Annotated in this window: 27 protein-coding genes; 9 read left to right on the top strand and 18 right to left on the bottom strand. The window is 70.1% G+C overall.

Annotated features, from left to right (window positions below):
• Both ACWGI2_RS33145 and ACWGI2_RS33140 read right to left on the bottom strand, forming a co-directional pair.
• Positions 1 to 884: maltotransferase domain-containing protein (locus ACWGI2_RS33145; RefSeq protein ID WP_453699431.1), on the bottom strand; the 884-nt coding region annotated here is incomplete at its 3' end.
• Between the two features lie 105 nt (positions 885 to 989).
• A complete protein-coding gene (locus tag ACWGI2_RS33140; RefSeq protein WP_453398705.1) occupies positions 990 to 1,223 on the bottom strand; it encodes a DUF5133 domain-containing protein in 234 nt (77 codons plus the stop codon).
• A 293-nt stretch (positions 1,224 to 1,516) separates the two neighbouring features.
• Between ACWGI2_RS33140 and ACWGI2_RS33135 the strand changes: the two genes are divergently transcribed.
• Complete coding sequence (locus tag ACWGI2_RS33135; protein ID WP_453699429.1) at positions 1,517 to 2,035, top strand: pep a2; 519 nt, start codon at positions 1,517 to 1,519, stop codon at positions 2,033 to 2,035.
• Between the two features lie 48 nt (positions 2,036 to 2,083).
• Positions 2,084 to 4,234 (top strand): glycogen debranching protein GlgX, encoded by a 2,151-nt coding sequence (gene glgX / locus ACWGI2_RS33130; protein ID WP_453699428.1) that lies wholly within the window; start codon positions 2,084 to 2,086, stop codon positions 4,232 to 4,234.
• A gap of 9 nt (positions 4,235 to 4,243) precedes the next feature.
• Here glgX and ACWGI2_RS33125 read toward each other — a convergent pair whose 3' ends face one another.
• From ACWGI2_RS33125 to ACWGI2_RS33080, 10 genes are all read right to left on the bottom strand, one after another.
• On the bottom strand, positions 4,244 to 4,993 hold the full coding sequence (locus ACWGI2_RS33125; RefSeq protein WP_453699426.1) for a FadR/GntR family transcriptional regulator: 750 nt from the start codon (positions 4,991 to 4,993) through the stop codon (positions 4,244 to 4,246).
• Positions 4,994 to 5,010: 17 nt separating this feature from the next.
• A complete protein-coding gene (denD, locus tag ACWGI2_RS33120) occupies positions 5,011 to 6,051 on the bottom strand; it encodes a D-erythronate dehydrogenase (protein ID WP_453699424.1) in 1,041 nt (346 codons plus the stop codon).
• On the bottom strand, positions 6,048 to 6,869 hold the full coding sequence (gene otnI / locus ACWGI2_RS33115; RefSeq protein ID WP_453699422.1) for a 2-oxo-tetronate isomerase: 822 nt from the start codon (positions 6,867 to 6,869) through the stop codon (positions 6,048 to 6,050). The genes denD and otnI overlap by 4 nt, the downstream gene beginning before the upstream one ends.
• A gap of 44 nt (positions 6,870 to 6,913) precedes the next feature.
• Complete coding sequence (locus ACWGI2_RS33110; RefSeq protein ID WP_453699420.1) at positions 6,914 to 8,218, bottom strand: MFS transporter; 1,305 nt, start codon at positions 8,216 to 8,218, stop codon at positions 6,914 to 6,916.
• A 73-nt stretch (positions 8,219 to 8,291) separates the two neighbouring features.
• Entirely contained in the window at positions 8,292 to 8,978 is a 687-nt protein-coding gene (locus ACWGI2_RS33105; protein WP_453699419.1) for a class II aldolase/adducin family protein, read from the bottom strand.
• Complete coding sequence (gene otnK / locus ACWGI2_RS33100; RefSeq protein ID WP_453699418.1) at positions 8,975 to 10,273, bottom strand: 3-oxo-tetronate kinase; 1,299 nt, start codon at positions 10,271 to 10,273, stop codon at positions 8,975 to 8,977. The genes ACWGI2_RS33105 and otnK overlap by 4 nt, the downstream gene beginning before the upstream one ends.
• Before the next feature lies 1 nt (position 10,274).
• Positions 10,275 to 11,243: an L-threonate dehydrogenase gene (gene ltnD, locus ACWGI2_RS33095; protein ID WP_453699417.1), complete on the bottom strand. Its 969-nt coding sequence runs from the start codon at positions 11,241 to 11,243 to the stop codon at positions 10,275 to 10,277.
• Between the two features lie 173 nt (positions 11,244 to 11,416).
• On the bottom strand, positions 11,417 to 12,067 hold the full coding sequence (locus tag ACWGI2_RS33090; protein ID WP_453699416.1) for a hydrolase: 651 nt from the start codon (positions 12,065 to 12,067) through the stop codon (positions 11,417 to 11,419).
• Positions 12,068 to 12,152: 85 nt separating this feature from the next.
• Positions 12,153 to 12,914: a cytochrome c oxidase assembly protein gene (locus ACWGI2_RS33085; protein WP_453699415.1), complete on the bottom strand. Its 762-nt coding sequence runs from the start codon at positions 12,912 to 12,914 to the stop codon at positions 12,153 to 12,155.
• Positions 12,911 to 13,333: a DUF2243 domain-containing protein gene (locus tag ACWGI2_RS33080; protein WP_453398693.1), complete on the bottom strand. Its 423-nt coding sequence runs from the start codon at positions 13,331 to 13,333 to the stop codon at positions 12,911 to 12,913. The genes ACWGI2_RS33085 and ACWGI2_RS33080 overlap by 4 nt, the downstream gene beginning before the upstream one ends.
• Positions 13,334 to 13,593: 260 nt before the next feature.
• Between ACWGI2_RS33080 and ACWGI2_RS33075 the strand changes: the two genes are divergently transcribed.
• Entirely contained in the window at positions 13,594 to 14,256 is a 663-nt protein-coding gene (locus ACWGI2_RS33075; protein ID WP_453699413.1) for an HAD family hydrolase, read from the top strand.
• A 23-nt stretch (positions 14,257 to 14,279) separates the two neighbouring features.
• Positions 14,280 to 14,873, top strand: a complete 594-nt coding sequence (locus ACWGI2_RS33070; RefSeq protein ID WP_453699412.1) for a MepB family protein — start codon at positions 14,280 to 14,282, stop codon at positions 14,871 to 14,873.
• 27 nt (positions 14,874 to 14,900) lie between these two features.
• On the opposite strand, the gene ACWGI2_RS33065 is transcribed toward ACWGI2_RS33070, so the two are convergent.
• Genes ACWGI2_RS33065 through ACWGI2_RS33055 form a run of 3 tightly spaced genes read right to left on the bottom strand, consistent with a single transcriptional unit; the run spans position 14,901 to position 16,139 of the window.
• The gene (locus ACWGI2_RS33065; RefSeq protein WP_453398690.1) at positions 14,901 to 15,278 is read right to left on the bottom strand and encodes a toxin Doc; all 378 of its coding nucleotides are present in this window, start codon (positions 15,276 to 15,278) and stop codon (positions 14,901 to 14,903) included.
• On the bottom strand, positions 15,278 to 15,517 hold the full coding sequence (locus ACWGI2_RS33060; protein WP_453398689.1) for a hypothetical protein: 240 nt from the start codon (positions 15,515 to 15,517) through the stop codon (positions 15,278 to 15,280). The genes ACWGI2_RS33065 and ACWGI2_RS33060 overlap by 1 nt, the downstream gene beginning before the upstream one ends.
• A 16-nt stretch (positions 15,518 to 15,533) precedes the next feature.
• On the bottom strand, positions 15,534 to 16,139 hold the full coding sequence (locus tag ACWGI2_RS33055) for a winged helix-turn-helix domain-containing protein (protein ID WP_453398688.1): 606 nt from the start codon (positions 16,137 to 16,139) through the stop codon (positions 15,534 to 15,536).
• Positions 16,140 to 16,201: 62 nt separating this feature from the next.
• Here ACWGI2_RS33055 and def point away from each other — a divergent pair, with 62 nt between their 5' ends.
• Positions 16,202 to 16,846, top strand: a complete 645-nt coding sequence (gene def / locus ACWGI2_RS33050) for a peptide deformylase (RefSeq protein WP_453699410.1) — start codon at positions 16,202 to 16,204, stop codon at positions 16,844 to 16,846.
• 23 nt (positions 16,847 to 16,869) lie between these two features.
• Here the strand turns inward: def and ACWGI2_RS33045 are convergent, their stop codons facing one another.
• The gene (locus tag ACWGI2_RS33045; protein WP_453699408.1) at positions 16,870 to 18,198 is read right to left on the bottom strand and encodes an aspartate aminotransferase family protein; all 1,329 of its coding nucleotides are present in this window, start codon (positions 18,196 to 18,198) and stop codon (positions 16,870 to 16,872) included.
• 91 nt (positions 18,199 to 18,289) lie between these two features.
• On the opposite strand from ACWGI2_RS33045, the gene ACWGI2_RS33040 reads away from it, so the two are divergent.
• Entirely contained in the window at positions 18,290 to 19,207 is a 918-nt protein-coding gene (locus tag ACWGI2_RS33040) for a LysR family transcriptional regulator (protein ID WP_453699407.1), read from the top strand.
• A 127-nt stretch (positions 19,208 to 19,334) separates the two neighbouring features.
• Positions 19,335 to 20,507 (top strand): serine hydrolase domain-containing protein, encoded by a 1,173-nt coding sequence (locus ACWGI2_RS33035; RefSeq protein WP_453699405.1) that lies wholly within the window; start codon positions 19,335 to 19,337, stop codon positions 20,505 to 20,507.
• A gap of 92 nt (positions 20,508 to 20,599) precedes the next feature.
• Here ACWGI2_RS33035 and ACWGI2_RS33030 read toward each other — a convergent pair whose 3' ends face one another.
• Entirely contained in the window at positions 20,600 to 21,709 is a 1,110-nt protein-coding gene (locus tag ACWGI2_RS33030; protein WP_453699404.1) for a hypothetical protein, read from the bottom strand.
• Positions 21,710 to 21,711: 2 nt separating this feature from the next.
• Positions 21,712 to 22,791 carry a hypothetical protein gene (locus ACWGI2_RS33025; protein ID WP_453699402.1) on the bottom strand — a complete coding sequence of 360 codons (1,080 nt, stop codon included), beginning with the start codon at positions 22,789 to 22,791 and terminating at the stop codon, positions 21,712 to 21,714.
• Positions 22,792 to 22,940: 149 nt separating this feature from the next.
• On the opposite strand from ACWGI2_RS33025, the gene ACWGI2_RS33020 reads away from it, so the two are divergent.
• Positions 22,941 to 23,219 carry a hypothetical protein gene (locus ACWGI2_RS33020; protein WP_453398681.1) on the top strand — a complete coding sequence of 93 codons (279 nt, stop codon included), beginning with the start codon at positions 22,941 to 22,943 and terminating at the stop codon, positions 23,217 to 23,219.
• Between the two features lie 85 nt (positions 23,220 to 23,304).
• A complete protein-coding gene (locus ACWGI2_RS33015; protein WP_453699401.1) occupies positions 23,305 to 25,029 on the top strand; it encodes an immunity 49 family protein in 1,725 nt (574 codons plus the stop codon).
• Positions 25,030 to 25,041: the final 12 nt, after the last annotated feature.

Below are 25,041 nucleotides of genomic sequence, written 5' to 3'. Positions count from 1 at the left end.
TCCAGGGTGCCCAGGTCGGGGTGGATGGCGTCGTGGCCGCCCTCGGGGGAGCCGATCGCCCAGGGCACGCCCACGTCGTGCGGGCCGGGGGACAGCGAGTTGTTCGGCCCTTTGCGGAAAGTGGTCCCGATGGGGTGGATGGGCGGCAGGTAGACGACGTCGAAGCCCATCGCGGCGATCGCCGGAAGCCGCTCGGCTGCGGTGCGGAACGTGCCCGACTTCGGGGGCTTCCCCTCGCGCACGACGGCGCCTTCCGAGCGCGGGAAGAACTCGTACCAGGACCCGAACAGCGCCCGCTCCCGCTCCACTACCAGCGGCAACGGTGCGCTCTCGGTGAGGCGTTCGCGCAAGGGGTGGGCCGAAAGGAGCGCGCGCACCTCCGGTGCCGTGGCCGCCGCAAGACGGTCCAGCGGGGTGCGGGTGTCGTCGCGCAGCAGACCGAGCGCCGCCCGCAGGGTCGAGCGTGCCGCGTCGTCGGGTGCCTGGTCGAGGGCCCGCTCGAAGAGCTCGACCCCGTCCTCCAGGGTGACCCCGGTGTCCACGTCCGCGTGCACCTTGATCACCGCGTCACGCTGCCAGGCGGCCATGGGGTCGGTCCACGCCGCGACGGTGAAGGACCAGTGGCCGATCGCGTCCGGCGTGACGTCGGTGCCCCAGCGGTCCGTCCCCGGCTCCAGCTCCCGCATGGCCCGGCGCCGGACGGTGAGGCCGTCGGGCGCGTACAGGACCGCCTCGGCGCCGATCACGACGGAGCCTTCGGCGAACACGAGGGCCGAGACCTCGACGGCTTCGCCGACGACCGCCTTCGCCGGGCGCAGGCCGCCATGGACACACGGCCGCACATCCTCGATGGGGATGCGGACGTGGCTGGGGTCCACCGACATGCTGTCCACCTCCGGGGTCGTCCCGTGCGTTGTTCGTCTCGGCTGCGTTCCTTGAGCCTTCGTTCCTTGCGGCTTCGTTCCGTGCGGCTTCGTCTCCCGCGTCCGTCACTCCCCGGGCGGGGCCGTGCGGCTCCGCGGCCGGGGATCCGGCGGGCGTTCCGCGGCCTCGGCCGCCTCCCGTCCGCAGCGTCGGCTCGTCACCGCGCACAGCGCGGCCACGGCGTCCTCGAACCGCGCGCGCACCGCGGGGTCGCCGGGGGAGGCGAGGAAGCGGCGCTGCCATGCGCGGTACCTCACCAGTTGCAGATCGACGTCTTCTGTGACGCGCTCCGTCCGCATCGCGCTCGACCTCCTGGACCTCCGCGACGGCGAGTCCAGGCGGGCTCGCGGACCGTTCACGGAGGGGGAGCGAGCCGTCACAGCGGGTTTGCTCCCTCCCTAATGGTGCGAGGTGAAGCGCGCGCCGTCCTGTTGAACGCAGAGCGCTCGGCCGATCACTCTCGTGTTGCACGAATGGAGTAGGCGGGTGAAGGTGGTTGCTGACTCTCAAGCGAACACTGCTCACGCTCTGTGCGCATCACAGCTCCGATCGAAGCGTCGGAGCGCGAGCTCCGCGGTGAGGAGCAAGAACGATGAACCACCACGCAGTGCCCCGCTACTACCACCTCGACGTTGATCTGGTGCCTGAGCGCGTCGGTCAGATCCGACGCATCCTGGCCGCCCATCTGAGGTACTGGGGGCTCGAACAGCTCGTACCGGACGTGTCGCGTGGGGTCGGTCTCCTGCTGGAGCCGGCGGCACGGAACACCTCCGCGGCACGGACCGCGATCGAGACCTGGTGGACCGGACAGCACCTGATCACCGCGGTCTCGCACGACGATCCGGACACCGACGGGGAGCATCGCGTCGAGCCGCACTCCCTGGCCGAGATCGCGGCGCTCAGTGACGGGTGGGGCAGCTGCACCGCCGACGACCAGCACATCGTGTGGTTCTCGCTGCGCAGCCGTACGGAGCTTCGCGAACCGCTCGTTCCCAAGAGCCCGGCCCCCATCACGATCGAGGCGCGGCCCCTGCCCCGCGCCGTTCCGCAGCCGGTCGCCGTGGGCGCGCCGGAGCGTACGACGCCCATCGAGGTCGCCGGCCCCGCCTGACCGGACCGCGACGGCGGGTGCGCTCCCGGAAGGGCGCGCACCCGCCGCATGCCCGATGGTCGAACCCAGGGGACGACGACGGGAGACCTTGTGCACGTGTGGACCGGCCGACCCTTCCCGCTGGGTGCCACGTACGACGGCGACGGGACGAACTTCGCCCTGTTCAGCGAGGTGGCCGAGCAGGTCGACCTCGTCCTGCTGGACGCGGACGGTACCGAGCGGAGCGTGACGCTGGCGGAGGCGGACGGCTCGGTATGGCACGGATACGTGCCGGACATCGGGCCGGGACAGCGCTACGGCTATCGGGTGCACGGCCCGTGGATGCCCGCCGCCGGTCATCGCTGCGACCCGGACAAGTTCCTGCTCGATCCCTACGCCAGGGCGATCCACGACCTCCGTGATGACGGACCGGCCAAGGGGGCATCCGGTCGCGGGGCGTCCCACGCCGGTGCCGGACCGGACGCCCTGTGCGGTGTCGTCATCGATCCGGCCTTCGACTGGAGCGGAGACAACCCGCCCTCGCACGCCTACGCCGACTCGGTCATCTACGAGACGCACGTACGCGGACTGAGCCGCACCCACCCCGGCGTCCCCGAAGAACTCCGCGGCACCTACGCGGGCCTGGCCGCACCGGCCGTCATCGACCACCTGACCTCCCTGGGGGTCACCGCGGTCGAACTGATGCCGGTGCACCAGTACGTCCAGGACGGATTCCTGCTCGACAAGGGCCTGTCCAACTACTGGGGCTACAACACGATCGGATTCTTCGCGCCGCATCACACCTACGCGGCCCACGGAACGCTCGGGCAGCAGGTCACCGAGTTCAAGTCCATGGTGCAGGCCCTGCACGCGGCAGGCCTCGAAGTGATCCTCGACGTGGTCTACAACCACACAGCGGAGGGCAACGAGAAGGGCCCCACCCTCTCCTTCCGCGGCATCGACAACGCGTCCTACTACCGGCTGTCCGACGACGACTTCAGCCGCTACTACGACACCACGGGGACCGGCAACAGCCTGCTGATGCGCCACCCCAACGTCCTTCAGCTGCTCATGGATTCACTGCGCTACTGGGTCACCGAGTGCCACGTCGACGGATTCCGCTTCGACCTGGCAGCCACCCTCGCCCGGCAGTTCCACGAGGTGGACCGGCTCTCCGCCTTCTTCGACCTCATCCAGCAGGACCCCGTGATCAGCCGCGTCAAGCTGATCGCCGAACCGTGGGACCTCGGTGACGGCGGCTACCAGGTGGGCAACTTCCCGCCGCTGTGGTCCGAGTGGAACGGGAAGTACCGTGACTGCGTCAGGGACTTCTGGCGCGGGGGCGACCACACGCTCGCCGAGTTCGCCTCACGCCTCACGGGATCCGCCGACCTCTATCAGCGCGACCGGCGCCGCCCGCGCGCCAGCGTCAACTTCATCACCGCCCACGACGGATTCACCCTGCGCGACCTGGTCTCGTACGACAGCAAGCACAACGAGGCCAACGGCGAGGGAAACCGGGACGGCGAGAGCAACAACCGCTCCTGGAACTGCGGCACGGAAGGCCCCACGCGCAACCCTGAGGTACGCGCCCTGCGGGCCCGGCAGCAGCGCAACTTCCTGGCGACGCTGATGCTGTCCCAGGGCATTCCGATGCTCGGCCACGGGGACGAGCTCGGCCGCACCCAGCGCGGCAACAACAACGCGTACTGCCAGGACAACGAGACGACGTGGATCGACTGGGACCTCGACGAGGAACGCGAGGACCTCCTCGACTTCACCCGCCGGGTGGTGGCGCTGCGCACCGAACACCCCATCCTGCGCCGCCGCCGCTTCTTCCGCGGCGACACCGTCACGCACCAGGGGCAGCGGCTGCCGGACCTGGTCTGGTTGCGCCCGGACGCCGCGGAGATGACGACGGCGGACTGGGACCGGCCCGACGCGCACGCGGTGGCCGTCTTCCTCAACGGCGACGCGATCGCGGAACCTGACCGCGTCGGCCGGACCGTCGTCGACGATTCCTTCCTCGTACTGTTCAACTGCTACTGGGAGCCTATGGAGTTCCGTCTTCCCGACGTCACGTACGGATCGTGCTGGACGACCCTGCTCGACACATACGAAGCCGGTGGTCCGCCGGACGAGACGGAGCACAAGGCCGATACGACCCTGAGCGTGGAACCGCGGTCCCTGGTAATCCTCTCCCGTCCCCCGGCCGGGTGACGGAGCGGGTCAGGGGCGGTCCAGGTCCACCTCGAGCTCGTCCGTCTCCGTCCAGAAACCCTCGTCCGCGTCCTGGAGCCGGGACGCCGCGTGCTTCATGTGACGGCGTACGGCGCTGCGGGCCGCCTCCGCGTCACCCGACTCCACGGCCGCCAGGATCGCGTGATGCTCGACCCGCACGGCCTCGATGAAGTCGTCGCGCCGCGCCTCGTTGGCCCGCGTGACGCGGATGCCGCCGCGCATGACCTCGCCCAAGTACCGCACGGTCGAGACCATCACCGGGTTCCCCGTCGACTCGGCGATCGACTGGTGGAACGCCAGGTCCTCGTCCACCCCGTCGCCGCCGGCCGCCACCGCCTTGTCGATCGCGGCCAGCGACTGCCGCATCCGGGCGACGTCGTCCGGCGTGGCCCGGGAGGCGGCCAGCGAAGCCGCCTCGCCCTCCATGGCACGGCGGACCTCCACGATCTGCAGCACCTTGGACTTGGTGCCGGTGGCCTCGGCCTCCAGGTCGAGCGGCCTGGTGCGCCGGGGCATGACGAACACGCCCCGGCCCTGGCGCGGTTCCACGAGGCCCGCGTTGCGCAGCCGGGAGACGGCCTCGCGGATCACGGTGCGGCTGACGCCGAGCTGCTTGACCAACTCGACCTCGGTCGGCAGCTTGTCGCCCTCGGCCAGACGGCCCGACTCGATCTCCTCCGAGAGGATCGCGGCGACCCGGTCCGCGAGCCGAATGGGGCCACTCACCTTGGAGAACATGCTCGTCAGTCTATCCGTCAGGGCCTGATCGCCCCGGGCGCGGGCAGGTCCGCGGCGGTGACGGCTTCGGGGTGGTCCGCGACGTACGCCCGGACGACCGACTCGAAGCTCTCGTCGGGCCGCAGGCCGAGCGCCGTGGCGCGCGCGTTGTCGAAGGCGGCGGGCCACGAGCCGACGATGGCCTCGACGGCGGGGTCCGGCGCGACCGTCACCCGGTCGGCGACGGCGTCCCCGGCCACCCGGCGCAGGGTGTCCAGCATCTCGGAGACCGTCACCGTCAGCGCCGGAAGGTTGACCGGAAGCCCGCCCTCCAGCTCGCCCGGGCCACTGCCGCGCCCGGCCTCGGCGATGCGGAGGATGCCTTCGACGGTACGCCGAGGCGAGGCGAGAGCGACCCGCAGGTCCGTGCTGACCGGGCAGATGGCCGGCAGACCGGCGAGCGGCTCGCGGATGATGCCGGACAGGAAGCCGGAGGCGGCCGCGTTCGGCTTGCCCGGCCGCACCGCGACGGTCATCAGGCGCGCCACGCGTCCGTCGACGAAGCCCCGCCGCGTGTACTCGGCGACCAGCTGCTCGCAGACGCGCTTCTGGGTCCCGTAGCTGGACTGCGGGGTGGGCAGCGTCGACTCGCTGACCACGGGCGGCAGCGGCAGCGCGGGGTCGGAGCCGTAGACCGCGACGCTGCTGGAGAACACCACACGGGGGACCGGTCCGCCCGCGGCCGACTGCGCGCGGGCGGCGTCGAGCAGCGCGCGGGTGGTGTCCAGGTTGGCGCTCATGCCGAGGTCGAAGTCGGCCTCGCACTCGGCGGAGACCGCTGATGCCAGGTGGATCAGGATGTCCACGGGCCGCGCGAAGATGGCGTCGAGGCGCTCGCTCAGGTCGCCCTGGACGATGTCCACCCGCTGGTCGGCGGCCACCGTCGCCCGGTCCGGTACGAACCGGTCGGCTAGCACCAGTTGGCCGATCGGTGCCCCGCACAGGGTGCGCCGCTCCAGCAGCGCTTCGGCCACCTGCCGTCCCAGGAAGCCGAAGCCACCGGTGATGACGATCCTCATGCGCGTTCTCCTCGGTCGTTCTTGAGCAGGCGGTAGTTGTTGAGCCAGCCGAGCCCCTCGCTCGTACCGGCCCGCGGGGTGTACTCGCAGCCGATCCACCCGTCGAAGCCCAACTCGTCGACGACGTCGAACAGATGGCGGACATTGAGTTCGCCCCGGTCGGGCTCGTGGCGGTCGGGCACGCCGGCGATCTGCAGATGGGCGACGCGTCCTGTGGGAAGGTCGCGGCGCAGTGTCGTGGTGAGGTCGCCCTCCACGATCTGGCAGTGGTACAGGTCGAGTTGCACCTTGAGGTTCGAGGCGCCCACCTCCTGTACGAGAGCATGCGCCTCGGCCTGCCGGTGCAGGAAGTAGCCCGGCATGTCACGGCCGTTGATCGGCTCGATCAGGAGGTCGACGTCCACGGCGGCGGCCCGTTCGGCGGCCCAGGCCAGGTTCGCCAGGTAGGTGTCGCGGTGCGCGGCCCGCTGGGTCGCCGTCGCCTCCCGCGACAGGAGACCGGCCATCACGTGCACTTGGCCGCAGCCGAGCGCCGCGGCGTACTCCAGGGCCCGCTCGACCCCGGAGCGGAGCTCGCCCTCGCGGCCGGGGAGCGAGGCGATGCCCCGCTCCCCGGAGTCCCAGTCGCCGGGCGGTGCGTTGAACAGCACCTGCCGCAGGCCGTGCTCGTCGAGCCGGTGGCGCAGCTCGGCGGGTTCGTAGGCGTAGGGGAAGAGGTACTCGACGGCTTCGAAGCCGTCCGCCGACGCCGCGGCGAAGCGGTCGAGGAAGTCGTACTCGGTGTACATCATGGACAGGTTCGCGGCGAACCTCGGCATGCTTGCTCCTGTGGTGGGGCCAGGGTGGCCGGGTGCGGTCCCGGTCAGCGGTTGACGACATCCTTCTTCGTGGTCAGCACGGCGGCCGCGCCGATCACCAGACTCAGGGCAAGGACGTACATCGGGATGGAGGTCGAGCCCGTGGCGTCCTTGAGCCCGCCGATCATGTACGGGCTGACGAAACCGGCCAGGTTGCCCACCGAGTTGATCAGAGCGAGCCCGGCCGCCGCGGCGGTGCCGCCGAGGAACGCGGTGGGCAGCGACCAGAACAGCGGGGCGCAGGTGAGTACGCCTGCCGCGGCGAAGGACAGGGCGATCAGGGACAGCACGGTCGATCCGCTCCACCCGGCGGCCAGGGAGAAGCCGACGGCGCCCATGAGGCTGGGAATCACCAGGTGCCAGCGGCGCTCGCGGCGCTTGTCCGCGGAGCGTCCGAACAGGTTCATCGCGATCAGCGCCGCCACGAACGGCACTGCGCTGAGCACTCCGATCGTGAAGTTGTCCTCGATGCCGGTCGACTTGACGAAGGTGGGCATCCAGAAGGTCAGGGCGTACTGGCCCATCACGAAGCAGAAGTAGATGAGGCACATCAGCCACACCTTGGGGTCACGGAAGCCGTCCCAGACCCGGCCGTGCTTCTGGTGGGCGGTGTCCTTGGCGATTGCCGCCTCGACGATGTCCTTCTCCTCCTCGGAGAGCCACTTGGCGCTGCGCACCCCGTTGTCGAGGTAGAACATCGTCGCGACACCGATCAGGAGCGCCGGAATCGCTTCGAGCAGGAACATCCACTGCCAGCCCTGCCATCCGCTGACCCCGTCGAAGGTGTCCATGATCCAGCCGGAGAGCGGGTTGCCGAAGATGCCTGCCACGGGGATTGCCGACATGAACATCGCGATCACGCGGGCCCGGCGGTGGGAGGGGAACCAGTAGGTGCAGTAGAGGATCACACCTGGGTAGAAGCCTGCCTCCGCGGCTCCGAGCAGGAAGCGGAGCACGTAGAACGTCGTCTCGTTCGTGACGAACGAGAACGCCCCCGAGACCAGACCCCACGTGATCATGATCCGGGCGATCCAGGTGCGCGCGCCCACGCGCTGCAGCATCAGGTTCGAGGGGACCTCGAAGAGGAAGTAGCCGATGAAGAACAGACCTGCGCCGAGGCCGTACGCCGCTTCGCTCAGGCCCAGGTCGTCGGACATCTGCAGCTTGGCGAAGCCGACGTTGACGCGGTCCAGGTAGGAGAAGACGTAGCAGAGGATCAGGAAGGGGACGATGCGGAGAACGACCTTGCGGAACACGGCGTTCTCACGGGCGAGTTCGGGGGTCTCGGCCGTCGCGGTGGACGTGGACATGCGGAATCCTTACTGCGGCTCAGGGGATTCTCCGACGGGCGGTGCTCGGTTCGGCGCGCGGTGCGGTGTGGGATCACCAAGAGGCGCCGAACACGGCCTTGAGTTCGTCGAGAGCGGGGGAGGGGAGCGGCTCGGGGCGACGGTCGGTCAGGAGCCAGAGGCGCGCCGTTTCCTCGAGTTCTTCGAGTACGGCGAGAGCGGATGCGGCGTCCGGGCCCCAGACCACCGGGCCGAGACGGTCGAGCAGTACGGCCCTGATCGGCGTGCGTCCCGCAGCATGATCAGCGATGTGGCCGGTCACCAGGTCGGCCACGTGGGGGTCGCCCGGCCGGTGGTAGGGGATGAGCGGGACGTGCCCGACCTTCATGACGTAGTACGGCGTGAGGGGCGGAAGCACGTCGTCCTGACTCCACACGCCGGCCAGGGTGAGCGCGACCAGATGCGTGGAGTGGGTGTGGATGACGAACCGTGCCGCGGGGTCGACGGCACAGATGCGGCGGTGCAGGGTGAGGGTCTTGCTGGCACGGTCGCCCGCGATCTGCTCACCCCCGGCGTCGACCAGGGCGAGGCGCTCGGGGTCCAGGAAACCCAGGGCGGCGTCGGTGGGCGTGATCAGGTGGGAGTCGCCGATGCGTGCGCTGATGTTGCCGGCGCTGGCGTGGACGTATCCCCGGGCGAAGAGGCTGGTGCCTACGCGGACGATCTCGGCGCGCGCCGCGGCGACTTCAGTGCCAGTGTTAGTGCTCGGCGGCTTGGTCATGCCATCTCCCCGTCGAGCCGGGCGAATGCCGCGGTGAAGAAGTCGGGTCCGCCGAAGTTGCCGGACTTCAGCGTGATGTGGAGCGGGTCCCCGCCGGGCAGGGTGGCCGCGCACCAGGGCACGCCGGGGTCGATCTGCGGTCCGATGCGCAGGCCTGTCAGGCCGAGCGCCTGGACGACCGCGCCCGAGGTCTCACCACCGGCGACGACCAGCTGACGGACACCCAGCTCCACGAGCCCCTGGGCGACGCGGGCCAGGGTCTGCTCGACGAGCGCACCGGCCTCGGCGGCGCCGATGCGGCCCTGGACGTCCTTGACCGCCTCGGGTGCCTCGGTGGAGTAGACGAGGACCGGTCCCGCGGGCAGATGCGTCGCGGCGAAGGACAGGGCCTGCGCGGCCACGTCCTCACCGGCCGCGATCCGCAGCGGATCCACGCTGAAGGCGGGCCGGCCGCCGCGCAGGAACTCCCGCACCTGACCGTTGGTGGCGGTGGACACCGACCCGGAGACGATGGCCTGATGGCCGCCGGGCGGCGGCAGTTGGGCAGCGGCGGGGGACGGCTCGAACCCCCAGTTCGCGGGCAGACCGATCGCCAGACCCGACCCTGCGGTCACCAGCGGCAGCCCCTTGACCGCCGCACCGAGCCGCAGAAGATCGTCGTTCGACACGGCATCGACGATCGCGGCGCCGACACCTTCCTCGCGCAGCCTGTCGACGCGCTCCCGGATCGCCTCGGCACCGGCTGCGACCACGGTGTGGTCGATGAGACCGACCGGACGCGCGGTCTGCGCACCGAGCACGGACACCAGGTTGGAGTCCGTCATCGGCGTGAGTGGATGGTGCCGCATGCCGCTCTCACTGAGGAGCACGTCACCGACGAAGAGATGCCCCTTGAACACGGTGCGCCCGTTGTCGGGGAACGCCGGGGTGGCGACCGTGAAATCGGTGCCGATGGCGTCCATCAGGGCCTCGGTGACGGGGCCGATGTTGCCGGCCCGCGTCGAGTCGAAGGTCGAGCAGTACTTGAAGTAGATCTGCTCGGCGCCCGCCGAGCGCAGCCACTCCAGCGCCCGCAGCGAGGCCGAGACGGCCTCGGACGCCGGGGTGGTCCGCGACTTGAGCGCGATGACGACGGCGTCGGCGTCGGCCTTGACGTCGACGTCGGCGGGCTGTTCGGCCCCGACGGGCGGTACGTCGATCAGCTGGACCACGCGCATGCCCGCGCGCACCAGGTTGTTGGCCAGATCAGTGGCGCCGGTGAAGTCGTCGGCGATGCAACCGAGTCGGATTCCCACGTCAGACCTCTTCCTGTCCGGGCAGCTCGATGCCCGTGTCCTGTCCGGGCAGCTCGATCCCCGGGAAGATCTTGATCACCGCGCTGTCGTCCTCGCCGCCCAGACCGGAGGCCGATGCCTGGAGGAACATCTGGTGGGCGGTGGCGGCCAGGGGGAGGGGGAACTTCTCCGGCCGGGCCGCGTCGAGCACAAGACCCAGGTCCTTGACGAAGATGTCGACCGCGGACAGCGGCGTGTAGTCACCTGCGAGCACATGCGCCATGCGGTTCTCGAACATCCACGAGTTGCCGGCGCTGTGCGTGATCACTTCATAGAGCGCGTCGGCGGGTACGCCCGCCTTGATGCCCAGCGCCATCGCCTCCGCCGCCGCGGCGATGTGCACGCCCGCGAGCAGCTGATTGACGACCTTGACCTTGGAACCGATCCCGGCCTCGTCGCCCAGGCGGTACACCGTGCTGCTCATGGCATCGAGCACCGGGTCGGCGATCGCGTACGCGGTGGGGGCGCCCGAAGTCATCATGGTGAGCTGCCCACTTGCCGCCCGCGCGGCGCCACCGGAGATGGGGGCGTCCAGGTAGAGCACGCCGCGCTCGGCCAGGCGCCGTTCGAGGTCGGCGGACCAGGTGGGGTCGGCGGTGGAGCACATGACGTAGACGGAGCCCGGGTGCAGCCGGTCGGCCGCGCCGCCGTCACCGGTGCCGTTGCCGTCACCGTCACCGAACAGGACCGACTCGACCTGGGCGGCGTTGACCACGACGCCGACCAGGACGTCGACGGATGCCGCCAGTTCACCGGCGGATGCGTAGGCGGTGCCGCCGTCCACGGCGAAGGCCGAGGCCACGTGGGCCCGCAGATCATGGACACCCACATCGAAGCCCGCGTCCCGCAGGCTGCGCGCCATGCCGAGCCCCATGGCCCCGAGGCCCACCACGCCCACGCGCGGCCGTGCCGACCTGTCCTGGTCGTTCATGCCCATCCTCGTCTCGCTGTGCTGTGCCGAGCCGTGCCGCTCCGGGGTGCGGCTCAGCTCTGAATCCGTGCGGCGATCGGGTCATATGATGACCTGAGGACGTGGGATGGCGCACTGTGATGCCGGTCACATGGTTGGTGGTGTGCTCCTCCGTCGGCGACGGTCGGGGACGCTCAGATCTCCGCCTGTCCCATACCGGCGAACCACCGGGCCGCCACGGAGGCGGCCTCGTCCAATGCGCCCGGTTCATCGAAGAGATGCGTGGCATCGGGGATCACGCGCAGGCGGCTGAGGACGCGAAGCCGGTTGGCCGTTTCGCGGTTGCGCCGTAGGACCTCGGTGTCGCGTCCCCCGACGAGGAGCAGGACCGGGGCGTGCACATGGCCGAGCACATCGTCTCCGGCGAGGTCGGGTCGGCCGTCGGGGCAGACCACCGTGTCCACCAGGCCGGGCCTTGCGGCGGCGGCCCCGAGCGCGGCCGCCGCTCCCGTGCTCGCGCTGAACAGGCCGACCGGCAGATCGGAGACGTGGGGTGCGAGCCAGTCGACGGACGCGGTCAGCCGGTGCGTCAACAGGTCAACGTCGTTGTGCTGTCGGCCAGTTGACCTGACAGTGGCCGCTTCGTCGGCAGTGAGTAAATCGATGAGGAGCGTTCCGAGTGCGGAGTTGTGGAGTGTGCCTGCCACGGCCCGGCTGCGGGGGTTGTGCCGTGAGCCGCCGCCGACGCGGGCGAGGACCGCGACGCCGAACACCGTGTCCGGCACGGTCAGTTCACCGATGAGTGCTCCCTCGCCGTTGGGCACGGTGACGGTCTCGGACAGCATGTGGCCTCCGGATTCCGGGGACGGGGTGCACGCCGGGTACCCCGCGGGGCCTCCGGTACGCGGCAGGGGCACAGGGCGGACGCATTTACGACGACGCCGGGCGCGACCGGGAAGCCCGGACAAGGGCCCGGCCTTCGGCCGCGTACCACTGGTGGCACAGGAACACGGCCAGCGCGATACCGACCACGTCCCCGCCGTAGTACATGACGTACGACGCCAGGTGCAGATCGCTCGTGGTGAAGGAGGTGCCGGGCGGGCCGGCGGCGTAGAGCGACTTGGCCAGGATGCCGTGCGCGGCCGACGCGGCAAGCAGGGCTCCGCCCCGCAGCGCGAAACCGGCGCGATGGCGCAGCGGGTCCAGGGCCAGGACGGCGAAGGCGAACAGCGCGCCGGAGGCCAGGAGATGCACGCTGACGAGCGTGTCCAGCCACGGCCGGTGGTGCGCGGCGGCCATGACCGGCGTGCGGTACACCGCCCACAGTCCGGCGATGTGCAGGAGCGCGGCCAGCGGCGGCCACACGAGCAGGGCCGCGAGCCGGGAACGTACGCAGGAAAGAAGCCGCCGCCGGGGCCCCACCGGCAGCGCCCGCAGCGCCAACGTCACGGGCCGTCCAAGGACGAACAGCAGCGGCGCGATCATCCCGATGCCCAGATGGGCGGCCATGTGCCCCGTGAACGGCGGCCATTGGTCCCACGGAGCGGCGGCCGAGGCGATGAGCGCCGTGCCGCCCGCGCAGACCGCCGCGTCACGCGGGAGCGGCCAGCGGTCGCCGCGCCGACGCAGCTGCCGGGCCGCCGCCACATAGCCGAGACAGCCCACGGCCACGAGCAGCACCACTGCCGTCATCGGCGGGCCCGGACCAACAGCAGCGCTCCGGCGAGCAGGAACAGTACGGCGATCACGTTCCAGGTCCAGTCGTACGGCGCAAGGTCCACGCCGTAGCGGATCTGGTGCAGCTCCAGTGCCTTGTGCTGGAACGTGCCGTCGTACAGCTGGAAGCCGCCGAGCCCCAGACACAGGCCCGACCACCAGGCGGTGAGGTGCCGGGCGCCTCGGCGCCACAGGTCCGCGTACAGGAACAGGCCCGCCACCATCGCCAGCCAGCCGAAGGCGTGGAAGATCCCGTCTGAGACCAGACCGGCCTCGCTCGAAGCCTTGTCGTAGAAGTGGTGCCAGTGCAGCAGCTGATGGAACACCATCTCGTCGACGAACGCCGCAACCCCGACGCCGACCAGCGCACCGGAGAGCAGGGACCGCCGCGTCACCGGTCCGTGCCCCTGTGCCGCTCCAGCGGGCCATGTCGCTGCTCACGGGGATGGAACGTCATCCGGGCCTCCTCGGCGCCAGGGCGGACAGACGGGTACGAGCGGGAGAGCGAGGCGCCGAGTACCCGCGAAGCGGAATGGCAGACCGCCACATTTGCGCCATGCGTGCCGCCGGTGCGGCGATTACGGTGAAATCCCACGAAAGACCGTGAACGGACCGTGAACCGAGATCGTGAAGAGAGATCGTGAATGGAGCCCTCGTGAAGCGTGCTGCCCTGTTCGACGTCGACGGAACGCTCGTCGACACCAACTACCTGCACGTCACCGCCTGGTGGGAGGCGTTCCGGCAGGCAGGGCACCGGGTGCCGATGCGCACGGTGCACCACGCGATCGGCCTGGGCGGCACCGACCTGATCGAACACGTCCTCGGCGACGACCGCGATCCGGAGCAGGACGACGCCATCAGCGCCGCGCACAAGACGCTCTACGGCACCCACTTCGACCGGCTCGAAGCCTTCGAGAGCGCCGGGCAACTGCTGCGCTCCCTCGCGGGGGAGGGATGGACCATCGTCCTCGCCACCTCCGCGGGCGGCGCCGAGCTAGACGCGCTGCGTGCCGCCGTCGACGCGGACGACGTCATCACCGCGACGGCCAGCGCCGACGACGTCGAGGAGGGCAAACCCGCCGCGGAGCCCGTCACCCATGCGCTCGACCTGGCCGGCGCGAAGGCGCGGGACAGCGTGTTCGTCGGCGACTCGGTCTGGGACATGAAGTCCGCACGACGCGCGGGCGTCACGCCGCTGGCCGTGCTCAGCGGCGGCATCCCCCGGGACGACCTTTCCCGGGCCGGAGCGGCGGAGGTGTACGAGGACACCGCCCACCTGCTGTCGTCGCTGAAGAGCAGCGTGTTCGCAGGTCAGTGAGGCCGCCATGAAAGAGTGGAGCAATGGCAGCGACCCGCGAGTACTCGTCCGCTCTTCGACCGTGGCTCGACACCGCCTCGGCTCACGGAGATCTCTCCGAGGCGAAGGCGCTCGTGTACGACCCGTGCGGATTCACCTGCTCACAACCAGTGCCCGAAGCCGAGGGGGCCGAGTATGCCGCCCACGAGTTCACACTTGATGGCCGCTCCGTCCGGTTCCGCGCAGCGAAGACGACTCCCACCAAGGTCGGTCAGTTCGTCACCTTCTGGAAGCGGTCCCAGGAGGGACCCATCCAGCCCTTCGACGCGGCGGACCCCGTCGATCTCCTCGTCGTCAGTACCCGCGACCATGACCACTTCGGGCAGTTCGTCTTTCCCGTGGACGCGCTCCGCGAGCACGGTGTCGTCTCGGAGGACGGGGCGGGTGGGAAACGCGCGTTCCGCGTCTACGCGCCCTGGGTGACCACCACGAACCGCCGGGCAGGCAGCGCGCAGGCCTGGCAGGTGGACTTCTTCCTGCATCTGGACCATGTGGACCATCTGGACCAGAGCGGGCCTGCCGACCTGGCCCGCGCCCAGGAGCTCTACCGTCCGCGGGACGGGGCAGCGTCTCTGTGATCAGACATCGGGCATCGACATCAGACATCAGACCTTCCAGGACCTGATCCGGTCGGCGACGGCGTAGACGCTTATCCGGCTGTCGCGGATATTCCGGATGAGGTCGGACAGCGCTCCGTAGGGCGGATCGATGCCCTCGCCCGACTGGTCCATGTACTGGGCCGCGACGAACGCCGCGTACAGGCTGTTGCGGTAGGGCAGTGGCTCCAGGCGCACGATGGTGTGCAGCAGAGCGGCGGCGCGCCAGGCGGCATCCGGGTCGGCGGACTCCAGGGTCGGCAGCTTCGTCTTGTGGCGTGCGACCGCGGCGACGAGCGCGGAGTAGTCCGACACCGTCATGTCCTCGGGGGCGACCGCGAACTCCTGGACGTCGAGGAGCCAGGAGACGTCTACGTACAGAACCATCAGGCGGCCGCGGACCCCTCGTGACGCTTGGAGGGCGGAATCTCCTCGGGATTGGCCGCATCGAACTCGGCCCGCAGCCTGTCGGCCCAGGCAGAGGCGCCCGCGACGAATTTCTGGCGCTCCATTTCACGGACTCCGAGGTCGTGAAGGTACTGCTTGAGGCTCTTGCCCTCGGCCGCCGCGGCCGCGCGGACACCCTTGAGCTCCTCGTCGGTGAAGGTCACGTTCAGAGACGGCATACGTCCAAGGTACCAACTAGGTACCTGCCGGGGGAGTGCCTCCCCCGTCCGCACCGGAATCGGGCTGCGCCAGCAAGGGGAACAGGCGGCTGATGAGGGCTACCGGGCGGGCTCCGTCGGGCCGGGCCAGGGGGCGTTGCTCACGGTCCTGGTAGGGAGCGAGTGCCCGGCGGACGGTGTCCGCGACCCGGCTCATCTCCTCGGGGGTCAGATAGGCGATGGCGCTGAACGCTTCGTCGCGGCGCCATTCGGCCGGAGCCCGGTCGCGCTGGGCGAGCCATCGCTGCCAGCTCTCGTCCTCCAGGCCGCGGGCCAGGTCGCCGAACTCTTCCTCCGAGGGTCCACCGGCGGTGGGGTCGCCCTGCTTCAGGCGCCAGGGACGTGCGCGCCCCCCGTGGTGCGGGGCCTCCTCGATGTGCCCGTGACGTGCGAGCTGCCGGAGGTGGAACGAGCAGAGCCCCGAGCTGTAGCCCAGCCGGGCGGCGGCTTCGGTCGCTGTCACGGTGCCGACTTCGGCCAGCAGAGCCATCAGGGCCGTACGGACCTCGTGCTCGCGCAGAGCGTCGGCGGGGCCGGCGGGGTTGGCGGCGTCGGGGGAGGGGGTGAGGTCGTCTTCAGTCACTTTGCAAAGTCTGCTACTTTGCAAAGGCCTTGGCAAGCCGCAGAAAGATTGGGGAGTCAGCGATGTCCGTTCGTCTGGACCGGCGCGTCCGTGTGCAAGGTCGGCCCGTCGACACGTATCCCGCCCTGCCCCCCGAGGCGGAACGGGGTTCGGTGCGCCGGGTCACGGTGGTGGGGGAGGAGATCCTCAGCCGTCCGTGCCAGGAGGTGACCGAGTTCGGAACCGCGGAACTGTCGGCGCTCATCGACGACATGTTCCTGACGATGTACGTGGCCGACGGTGCCGGGCTCGCCGCCAACCAAGTGGACGTCGATCTGCGGCTGTTCGTCTACGACTGCCCGGACGACGACGGGGTACGGCACGTCGGCCACGTCATCAACCCCGTTCTGGAGCTGCCCGATCCTGGTAGCCGCCGACTCGTCGACGAGTTCGAGGGCTGCCTGTCCGTGCCCGGCGCGGCCATGGCGGTCCCGCGCACCGACCGTGCCGTCGTCCGCGGCCTGCACAAGGACGGCAGCCCTGTCGTCATCGAGGGCACCGGCTACTTCGCCCGGTGCCTGCAGCACGAGACCGATCACCTCGTCGGCCACACGTATCTCGACCGGCTGTCCAAGCGGGACCGCAAGGACGCTCTGCGGCAGATGGAAGAGCGCCGCGATGACGTCTTCGCGCAACGCGCGACCAAGGCCGACAGCCTGAGGCGTTGAACCTCAGAGAGAGGTGTTGAACCTCAGACAGAAGCGCCCGCCTCGCCGATCGCCTGGTCCAGCATCGTCAGGCCGAGCGACAGCTCGTCCTCGGTGGCGGTCAGCGGCGGAGCCATCCTCAATACCCCGCCCATGCCGGGTAGTTGGACGATGTTCATGTGCAGGCCGAGTTCGAGGCAGCGCCGTGTGACCCGCGCGCCCAGCTCGTTCGAGTGCTGCTTGGTCTCGCGGTCGACGACGAGTTCGAGCCCGGCCAGCAGGCCACGGCCGCGGATGTCGCCGACGACGGCGTGCCGCGAGGCGATGTCCGTCAGGCCTCGGTGGAGGAACGCGCCGAGCGACCGCGCCCGCTCGTCGAGCCTGTCGCCGACCAGGACGTCGAGGACGGTGTTGCCGACCGCGGCCACCAGCGGGTCGGCGACGTGCGTGGTGAAGAACAGGAACCCGCGCTCGTGCGCCTCCTCCTCGATCTCTGCGCTGGTCACCACGGCCGCGAGAGGCAGCCCTGCCCCCAGCGTCTTGGACAGCGTGAGGATGTCGGGCACGACGCCGTCGCGCTCGAACGCGTACCAGGTCCCGGTGCGGCACAGGCCGGTCTGGGCCTCGTCGAGGATCAACAGCATGCCGCGTTCACGGCATTTGGCGCGCAGGGCCGCGAAGTACCCGGCCGGTGGTTCGATGATGCCGCCCGAGCTGAGAATCGGCTCGACGAGGCACGCGGCCAGGCTGCCGGTCGACTGGGCGTCTATCAGGTCGAAGGCGAAGTCCAGTTGGCGTCGCCAGTCCAGGGAGCCGTCGTCCGTGGTGAAGTCGGGCCGGTACGCGTTCGGCACGGGGATGGCGAAATTGCCGGGCGCACCCGGACCGTAGCCCTTGCGTCCGGCGCTGTAGGTGGCGGAGGCGGCGGCCTGGGTCATGCCGTGCCAGGACCGCGCGAACGAGACGATCTCGTGCCTGCCGGTGACGAGCTTGGCCATCCGGATGGCGGCCTCGTTGGATTCGGCGCCGGTCGTCAGGAGCAGCGCCTTTTCCAGCGGCGCGGGCAACGTGTCGGCGAGGCGTCGGGCGAGGTCGACCACCGGGCGGCTGAGCATGCCGCTGAAGAGGTGGTCGAGGGACGCGATCTGCCGCTGCACGGTCGCGACGATCTCGGGATGCGAGTGGCCGAGGATCGCGCTCATCTGGCCGGAGGTGAAGTCGAGGATCTTCCGGCCGTCCGCGGTGAAGAGGAAGCTTCCGGCGGCACGCTCGATGATCTCGCGAGTGAACTCGCCGCCGTAGCGCACGAGATGCCTCTCGGCGTCGGCCCAGAAGGCGTCGGTGGAGGGCAGGGCGGGGGTCGAAACGGTCATGTCGCCGACGGTAGGCGGCAGTTGAGCGACACGTCCATCTCACGATTCCGGCTTTCCTGTTCGGGAAAACCGCACAACAATGAGGGGTGTGATGAACCCCTGGAGGCTGCGGCTCCTGAGCCAGCTCGACACGCTCGGCACCGTCAGGGCGGTCGCCCAGGCCGCCAACCTGAGCCCGTCGAGCGTGTCCCAGCAGCTCGCCGTGCTCGAGACCGAGACGCGTACGCAGCTGCTCGAACGGACGGGGCGCCGGGTGCGGCTGACCCCGGCCGGGCTGATCCTCGCCCGCAGGGCGCGGGCGATCCTCGACCACATGAACAGCGTGGAGGCAGAGCTGCGCGGCTTCGGCGAGGAACCGGCCGGGCTTGTGCGCCTCGGGGCGTTCCAGAGCGCGATCCACACCATGGCCGTGCCTGCCGTGAGCCGCCTGGCGCGCGAACATCCGCACCTCGACGTCGAGCTCCTTGAGCTGGAGCCGCACGCGAGCATGCCCGCGCTGCGGGGCGGCGACGCGGACATCATCATCACGACCACGGACTTCGACGAACTGCCGCTCGGACCGGACCTCGACATCGTGCCGCTGGCCACGGACCCGATCCTGCTGGTGGTCCCGCCCGACCATCCGGCGGCCGCGGTCGGCCGCGGTGCCGTGGACCTGGCGGCGCACGCGGACGAGTCGTGGGCGTTCGACATCCCGCAGTCGTACATGGCCAATCTCGCGCTGCGCCTGTGCCGTCAGTCGAGCTTCGAGCCGCGGGTGGTGTGCCGGTTCAGCAACTACATGATGACCCTGCAACACGTCGAGGCAGGGTTGTCGATCGCGCTGTTGCCCGGCCTGGCGGTCGACCGCCGCTATCGCGTCGCCACCAGGGAACTCGCCTCTCCCGTGACGCGCACCATCACGGCGGCGATCCGCCGCGGTTCACCGCCTCGCGCGGCGGTCCGCGCCGTACTGGAGGCGCTGCGGCACCATCCGGAGCTGCCGCTGCCGCTGCCGGGTGGGGAGTGAGCCAGGGGCCGACTGCTCTTCGTAGCCCCCGATGAGTGCCCCGCACCACGTTGTCGAGCACGACGAAGCCGCGGTCGAGCCGTCTGCCCTAGCTTCCGGTCATCGCAGCAACCGAAAGGGGCAGCAGATGACAGGGCGCACAGCACGGATGGGGGCAGTGGGTCTGGCGGCAGCGGCGGCCGTGACCGCCGCCTCGTTCACCTCACCCGCTGCGGCCGACACCGGCGCCGACACCGGTGTCGGCGTGGGACACGCGCAGACCCAGGAGGCGTTGGACGCCGCGGTCGAGGCCGGGGTGCCCGGGGCCACTGGGCAGGTCGACGACCGGTACTCGATCTGGACAGGCACGTCGGGCGTAGGGGACCTCAGAACGGGCGCGCCACGCTCAGCGGTCGACCGCTACCGGATCGGCAGCGCGACCAAGACCTTCGTCGCCACCGTGCTGCTCCAGTTGGAGGCGGAGGGCAGACTCGACCTAGACGACAAGGTCGACAAGTGGCTGCCCGGTGTGGTTCAGGGCAACGGTCATGACGGCCGTCGGATATCCGTCCGGCAGCTGCTCAACCACACCAGCGGGATCTTCGGCTACACCGCCGACCCGGAGTTCCTGGAGCGGGGCTTCACCGAGAAGTTCCTGGAACATCGCTACGACACCTACACACCCGCCCAGTTGGTGGGCATCGCCATGCGTCACGAACCGCTCTTCGAGCCGGGCGCGGGCTGGAGCTATTCCAACACCAACTACACACTGGCCGGAATGATCATCGAGAAGGTCTCGGGCCACCCGTACGAGGACGAGATCGGGCGGCGCATCATCAAGCCGCTCGGCCTGTACGCCACTTCCGTCCCCCGCACGGCGTCGTCGGTGCCGAAGCCGAGTTCCCGTGCCTACTCCAAGCTCTCCCTGGCACCGAAGCCGACGGACCCGACGCATGACGTAACCGATCTCAATCCGTCGGCCGCGGGCCCGGCGGGCGCGATGATCTCCGGTTCCGGTGACCTGAACCGCTTCTACTCGGCGCTGCTGGGCGGCAAGTTGTTGCTCGCGGCGCAGCTCAAGGAAATGAAGACCACCGTCCCGGTTAGCGGGGCCGGTCTGATCACGGGCTACGGGCTCGGGCTGATGAAGTTCGAGCCGTCCTGCGGCCTTTCGCTCTGGGGACATGGCGGCAACATCCAGGGCTCGGCGTCCCAGGCCGTGACCACGCCGGACGGCAAGCACTCGCTCGCCCTCAACTTCAACGGCGACTGGGCGGGGAACAGCCAGGCCGTCATCGAAGCGGAGTACTGCCCGAAGTAACCCGGAGTGCTCCGAAGTGACCCGAAGTACCCCGAGGCGAACAGAGACTGATGCGGTTGACGGTAGGTCGTCGAGATCTCAGCCGTGAGATTTCATCCGTAACGCAGGATGCGCGGGGCGAAGGTGTTCTCGGGGCCGGTGGCGCGGCCGACCGACCACACCTTCTCCGTGCCCGGCACCGGCGCCAGTTGCAGCCGCAGGGAGTCGCCCTCCCCTGCCACCGCCGGTTCGCTGTACTCGGTGAACGACTGTCCGTTCCAGGCGAGGAAATCCGGCCCGGGGACAAACGGCGGCCAGCTGCCCGGCGGGCCGTACTTCTGCGAGCGGGCCACCGAGACCCAGCCAAGACCGCCGGACGGGCCGGGCGTCAGTGAGGTCACCGAACCGAAGTCGGTGGGCATGGTCACCCGGCTCCACTTCTGCCCGTCGAAGCGGACCAGCAGGGGCGGAATCGGCTTGCCGACCGGGCCACCCACGAATCCGTCCGTGCCACCCGCCCACACCTCCGTCGGCGAGACCGCCAGCACACTGCCCACGGCCGACCGCGGGAATCCGTGCACGATCGTCTGCTGCCACGCATCGCCGTCCCAGTGCGACACGGCCGCACCTGAGTGGGTCTCACCCGCGGCCCAGACGTCGTCGGCCGACAGGATGTGCAGGCCGTACACGGCTCCCGGCGGCGCCGGCACGTCCTGCCAGCCGTGCCCGTCCCGGCGCAGCAACACCTGCGCACCGTCCCGCGAACCGATCAGCCAGGTCTCACCGCCGCCGGCGACGACCTTGGTCAGCACGACACCGCGCGGCGGGCGGCTCTCGGACCAGGCACTGCCGTCGTGGCGGAGCAGGCGGGCGCCGCCCGCCGAGTCGCGGCCGACCGCCCACACCGCGGTCGGCGAGGTCGCGGCGACGGACAGCAGCTCTCCCTGCCAGCGGATCCCGGACAGGCTCTGGCGGTGCCACGCGGTTCCGTCCCAGCGCAGCATCAGCGGGTAGCCCGGCGCCTCGCGACCGACTGCGTCGGTGCCCACTGCCCACGCCCGGTCAGGACCGAACGCCACCGCCTCGTTGAGACCGGCTTGGGGGCGTATCTCCGCCGGGACCGGAACGTGCTGCCAGGACTGGGTTTCCGCCGCGGCCGAGCTCATGACGGTGATGATGGTCATGGCGACGGCGAGGGCCGCGACGAGCAGTCTGCGTACCATGGTCAGCCTCCCAGCCGCTCGCTCATCAGGTTCGGTTTCGAGCCGTAGATCTCGACGGTGCCGAAGGACAGCAGTGCGGACCCGGCCCTCGCCAGCGCACGCGATTTGACGTCGATCGCGTTCGTACGCTGCGGACCGTAGGAGAAGGTGGTGCGCTTGCCGTCGACCCGCGCGTACTTCGACTGGAACGCGCGGTCACTGCGCACCGGCAGCCACAGTGCGCCGTCCGGACCGCGCACCATGGCCTCGGTGTAGGTGTCGCCCAGCGGTGGGTAAGTGGTGCGCCAGGCCTGCCCGTTGAAGGTCATCAGGTAGGTGCGGGACACGCCGTCGGTGTACTGGCTGCCGCCGATCGTGACCCGGCCGGACGGTTCGAGCAGGATCGTGTGCACGTTGCTGTTCGGCGGCAGCGACACCTTGGCGTCCCGCCACGCCGTGCCGTCCCAGCGCAGGATGGTGGTCCCGGTGCTGGTGTCCGCCCAGGCCCAGGCGTCGTCGGCCGTACGCGCGGTGATCCCCATGACGTACACCACGCCGTCCGGAGTGGACTGTGTGGTCCAGCGGGAACCGTCGTAGTGCAACACCTTCACCCCGGTGTCGTCCTCACCGACCACCCACGCTCCACCCGGTGCCGCGGCGAAGTCCTGGTAGACCGACAAGGTCTGCGGCAACGGGACGGCACTCCACCCTCCCGCCGACCGGCGCAGGATCTGTCCCTCACCCGCGCGGTTGTGGAAGATCCACGCCTCCTCGCCGACGAACCGCACCTTGCCGAGCCAGCCCGGCTCAGCGGCGCCGGGGAAGGTGGTGTCCCGGTTCCACGCCGTGCCGTCCCACCGGTACAACATCGGCCGCATCCCGTCGGCGGCGTGCTCGTACCCGGTCGCCCACGCCTCCCCCCGCCCCCGGGCGGCGAGATCGGACACCGTCACCGGGGGAGCCGCCGCAGGCACCGGCAGCGCCGACCAGCCCGGCGTCACGCTCGGCGTCGCCGCCGCGGCCGGGGACACCACCGCTGTCGGCGACACCGCCGCGGCGCAGGCGAGCACAAGGCAGACAACGACTGCACGGAGACCGTTCACGAGACCCCCCAGAGCGCGAAGGTCGCACAGGCTATTGGCGTTCACCCACCCGTGAACAGTCGGCATCCGGCCGATCACGGCTCACTCTGGATGCCCGCTGTTTCGCGGGCAGGACCGGATTGTCAGTGGTGGCTGGGAGGGTGGGAGGCATGGACAGGGATGAGGAGTTGCTGCGCGGCCGGATCTACGGCCAGGACCATGACGACCCCCGGCAGGGCCCGCAGCCGGGGCGGGACTACGCCGAGCTGGTAGGCGGCCCGCTGGACGGCCTGCTGCTCGACATCACAGGATGGACCAAGGGCGAGATGGAAACCGGTGTCGCCCTGCCCACGGAGCTCGGGCACTTCGGTGCCGGCGGCCGGGCGATGTACGACCCGCGCCCCGGCGACAAGAGGCGCCGCTGGGACTGGTCCGGTGACACTCCCTGAGCCGCTGAGCCAGGCTGCTGACCAGGCCCGCCCTCGTCCGACCCGGCGTCAGAACCGCCCGCACACAACTCGTAGAGTCGCAACGGTGAACGAAGACAACACTTTTGGCACGCAGGACGCTCCCGACCGTGACCTGCCGATGCTGACCATCACCCAGTCCGCCCGTCTGCGCGCACTCGCCGCCCCGTACGCGCGGGAAGGGCGCGACTACTCCCTTCACAACCTGGCGCAGATGTGCCGTCAGGCTCCGGAGGAGCACTGGCCCGAGCTGGTCGCGGCCCACTTCGCCCGCTTGGAGGAGGGAAGCAAGGGCGGCGAGAGCCCCGCGGAGCTTCTTCGCGGGGTGCATGCGCGGCTGCTGCCCACGGATTCGCTCACGCCGGAGATCGCCGGCGCCATGAGCTACGCGCGCGTGGTGGCCGAGGGGCTCGTCTTCGCCTACGCCCTCGACATGCCCACCAGCGTGCGGATCCTCACCGACTCCGACGTGGAGCGTGCCGGGATCGAGGAGTTGGGGCAGGCGGCGTACGCGAACTTGATGCGCGTACCTGTCGAGCACGACGAAGTGCCCCTTGAGGGAGGTGCGTTGCTGCACTCCCTGTACGGCGAATCGCCCTTCATCGCGAGCAAGGCACTGTTCCTGTCCGAGGCGGTCCGGCAGGTCACCGGCGAGTCGCTCCCGGATGCCGGAGCCCTTTTCGTCGTGCCCACCCGGCACCTGCTCGCTTACCACCCGATCGTCGACGGTTCGGTGGTCGACGCGGTCAACGGCCTTGCCGCGTACGGTCTCGGGGCCCACGAGGACGGGCCGGGCGAGCTGTCACCGCGGGTCTACTGGTGGCACCAGGGCCGTCTGACGTCGATCACGGTCATCGACCACGACACCCGCTCCTTCTCCCTGCAGCCGCCGCCGGAACTGCTGGCCCGCATGAAGGGCCTGGTCCGCCTCGACCGTGCCGGACGGCTCGACACTGTCGCCGCCGCCAAGACGCCCGACGTGGCTGCCCTCACGCACGCCACGGCCGAGGCGATAACCGGCCTCGCCGAGAACCCCGCCGGTCTTGCCGAGAGCCCTGCCGGTCTCGCCGATGCCTTCGCCTCGGCTCTCACGCTCGCCCATGCCCACTGTGCCGCCGACCCCAAAGCGGCTCACATCGACACCTGGGACGCCTGGGCCGTCGCCGTACAGCTCGGCTCGGCACTGTTCGCCGGTGCGCAGGCCCAGGAGTGCCGCCTGGGTGAGGACATCGTGCGGCAGTTGCCCGCGATCCCGGCCGCGCCGCCCGCGGACGCCCGCGCCTGGCTCGATGCCTTCTACATCGCGGTCGCGTGCCGCCAGAAGGACAGGGCCGACCGGCTGTGTCAGGTGCCGCTGGAGGTGCTGCGGCAGGACGACTCCGTCGACGCGTACGTACTGCACTGGATCGACACCCTGCAGACCTACTGGTCCGAGCGCCCCATGGACGACGTCGTGGCAAAGCTGCTCGCCACCATGGAAACGTCTCATCCCGAGTCCCTGACCCACACGCCGAAGGACTTCTCGGACCTGGTCGACTACCAGCCCGTCGCTCTCTTCCACCGTCTGATCGCACGCGACCACGACGCCTTCACCAAGACCCTGGCCGAAGCTGTCGCGCACCACGGCACGTACTGGGGCGACTCGGCGGCGCCGCGCGCCCGGGTGGCGCTGGGACCGCTGGCGATGGCGAGCCTGGCGTACGACTACGGCTTCCCCGTCGCCCTGCCGCAGCCCTACCTGCCCATGTACCTGCTCAACCGCGAACGGATCGAGGAGATGCCGGCGGGCTGATGCTCCGAGCTG

This window comes from Streptomyces sp. NPDC054866, from assembly GCF_053610745.1.
Note: the sequence above shows the minus strand (reverse complement) of the source record. Positions and strands in the feature narration are given on the sequence as shown.

What these genes read in the sequence shown, in the direction of transcription:
- ACWGI2_RS33110 (WP_453699420.1), bottom strand. Translation starts at nt 8,218, where the DNA reads ATGTCCACGTCCACCGCGACGGCCGAGACCCCCGAACTCGCCCGTGAG.
- ACWGI2_RS33035 (WP_453699405.1), top strand. Translation starts at nt 19,335, where the DNA reads ATGACAGGGCGCACAGCACGGATGGGGGCAGTGGGTCTGGCGGCAGCG.
- ACWGI2_RS33085 (WP_453699415.1), bottom strand. Translation starts at nt 12,914, where the DNA reads ATGACGGCAGTGGTGCTGCTCGTGGCCGTGGGCTGTCTCGGCTATGTG.
- ACWGI2_RS33135 (WP_453699429.1), top strand. Translation starts at nt 1,517, where the DNA reads ATGAACCACCACGCAGTGCCCCGCTACTACCACCTCGACGTTGATCTG.
- ACWGI2_RS33125 (WP_453699426.1), bottom strand. Translation starts at nt 4,993, where the DNA reads ATGTTCTCCAAGGTGAGTGGCCCCATTCGGCTCGCGGACCGGGTCGCC.
- ACWGI2_RS33140 (WP_453398705.1), bottom strand. Translation starts at nt 1,223, where the DNA reads ATGCGGACGGAGCGCGTCACAGAAGACGTCGATCTGCAACTGGTGAGG.
- glgX (WP_453699428.1), top strand. Translation starts at nt 2,084, where the DNA reads ATGCCCGATGGTCGAACCCAGGGGACGACGACGGGAGACCTTGTGCAC.
- denD (WP_453699424.1), bottom strand. Translation starts at nt 6,051, where the DNA reads ATGAGGATCGTCATCACCGGTGGCTTCGGCTTCCTGGGACGGCAGGTG.
- ACWGI2_RS33105 (WP_453699419.1), bottom strand. Translation starts at nt 8,978, where the DNA reads ATGACCAAGCCGCCGAGCACTAACACTGGCACTGAAGTCGCCGCGGCG.
- ACWGI2_RS33045 (WP_453699408.1), bottom strand. Translation starts at nt 18,198, where the DNA reads ATGACCGTTTCGACCCCCGCCCTGCCCTCCACCGACGCCTTCTGGGCC.
- ACWGI2_RS33060 (WP_453398689.1), bottom strand. Translation starts at nt 15,517, where the DNA reads ATGCCGTCTCTGAACGTGACCTTCACCGACGAGGAGCTCAAGGGTGTC.
- ACWGI2_RS33040 (WP_453699407.1), top strand. Translation starts at nt 18,290, where the DNA reads ATGAACCCCTGGAGGCTGCGGCTCCTGAGCCAGCTCGACACGCTCGGC.
- ACWGI2_RS33070 (WP_453699412.1), top strand. Translation starts at nt 14,280, where the DNA reads ATGGCAGCGACCCGCGAGTACTCGTCCGCTCTTCGACCGTGGCTCGAC.
- ACWGI2_RS33020 (WP_453398681.1), top strand. Translation starts at nt 22,941, where the DNA reads ATGGACAGGGATGAGGAGTTGCTGCGCGGCCGGATCTACGGCCAGGAC.
- ACWGI2_RS33065 (WP_453398690.1), bottom strand. Translation starts at nt 15,278, where the DNA reads ATGGTTCTGTACGTAGACGTCTCCTGGCTCCTCGACGTCCAGGAGTTC.
- ACWGI2_RS33030 (WP_453699404.1), bottom strand. Translation starts at nt 21,709, where the DNA reads ATGGTACGCAGACTGCTCGTCGCGGCCCTCGCCGTCGCCATGACCATC.
- otnI (WP_453699422.1), bottom strand. Translation starts at nt 6,869, where the DNA reads ATGCCGAGGTTCGCCGCGAACCTGTCCATGATGTACACCGAGTACGAC.
- ACWGI2_RS33090 (WP_453699416.1), bottom strand. Translation starts at nt 12,067, where the DNA reads ATGCTGTCCGAGACCGTCACCGTGCCCAACGGCGAGGGAGCACTCATC.
- ltnD (WP_453699417.1), bottom strand. Translation starts at nt 11,243, where the DNA reads ATGAACGACCAGGACAGGTCGGCACGGCCGCGCGTGGGCGTGGTGGGC.
- def (WP_453699410.1), top strand. Translation starts at nt 16,202, where the DNA reads ATGTCCGTTCGTCTGGACCGGCGCGTCCGTGTGCAAGGTCGGCCCGTC.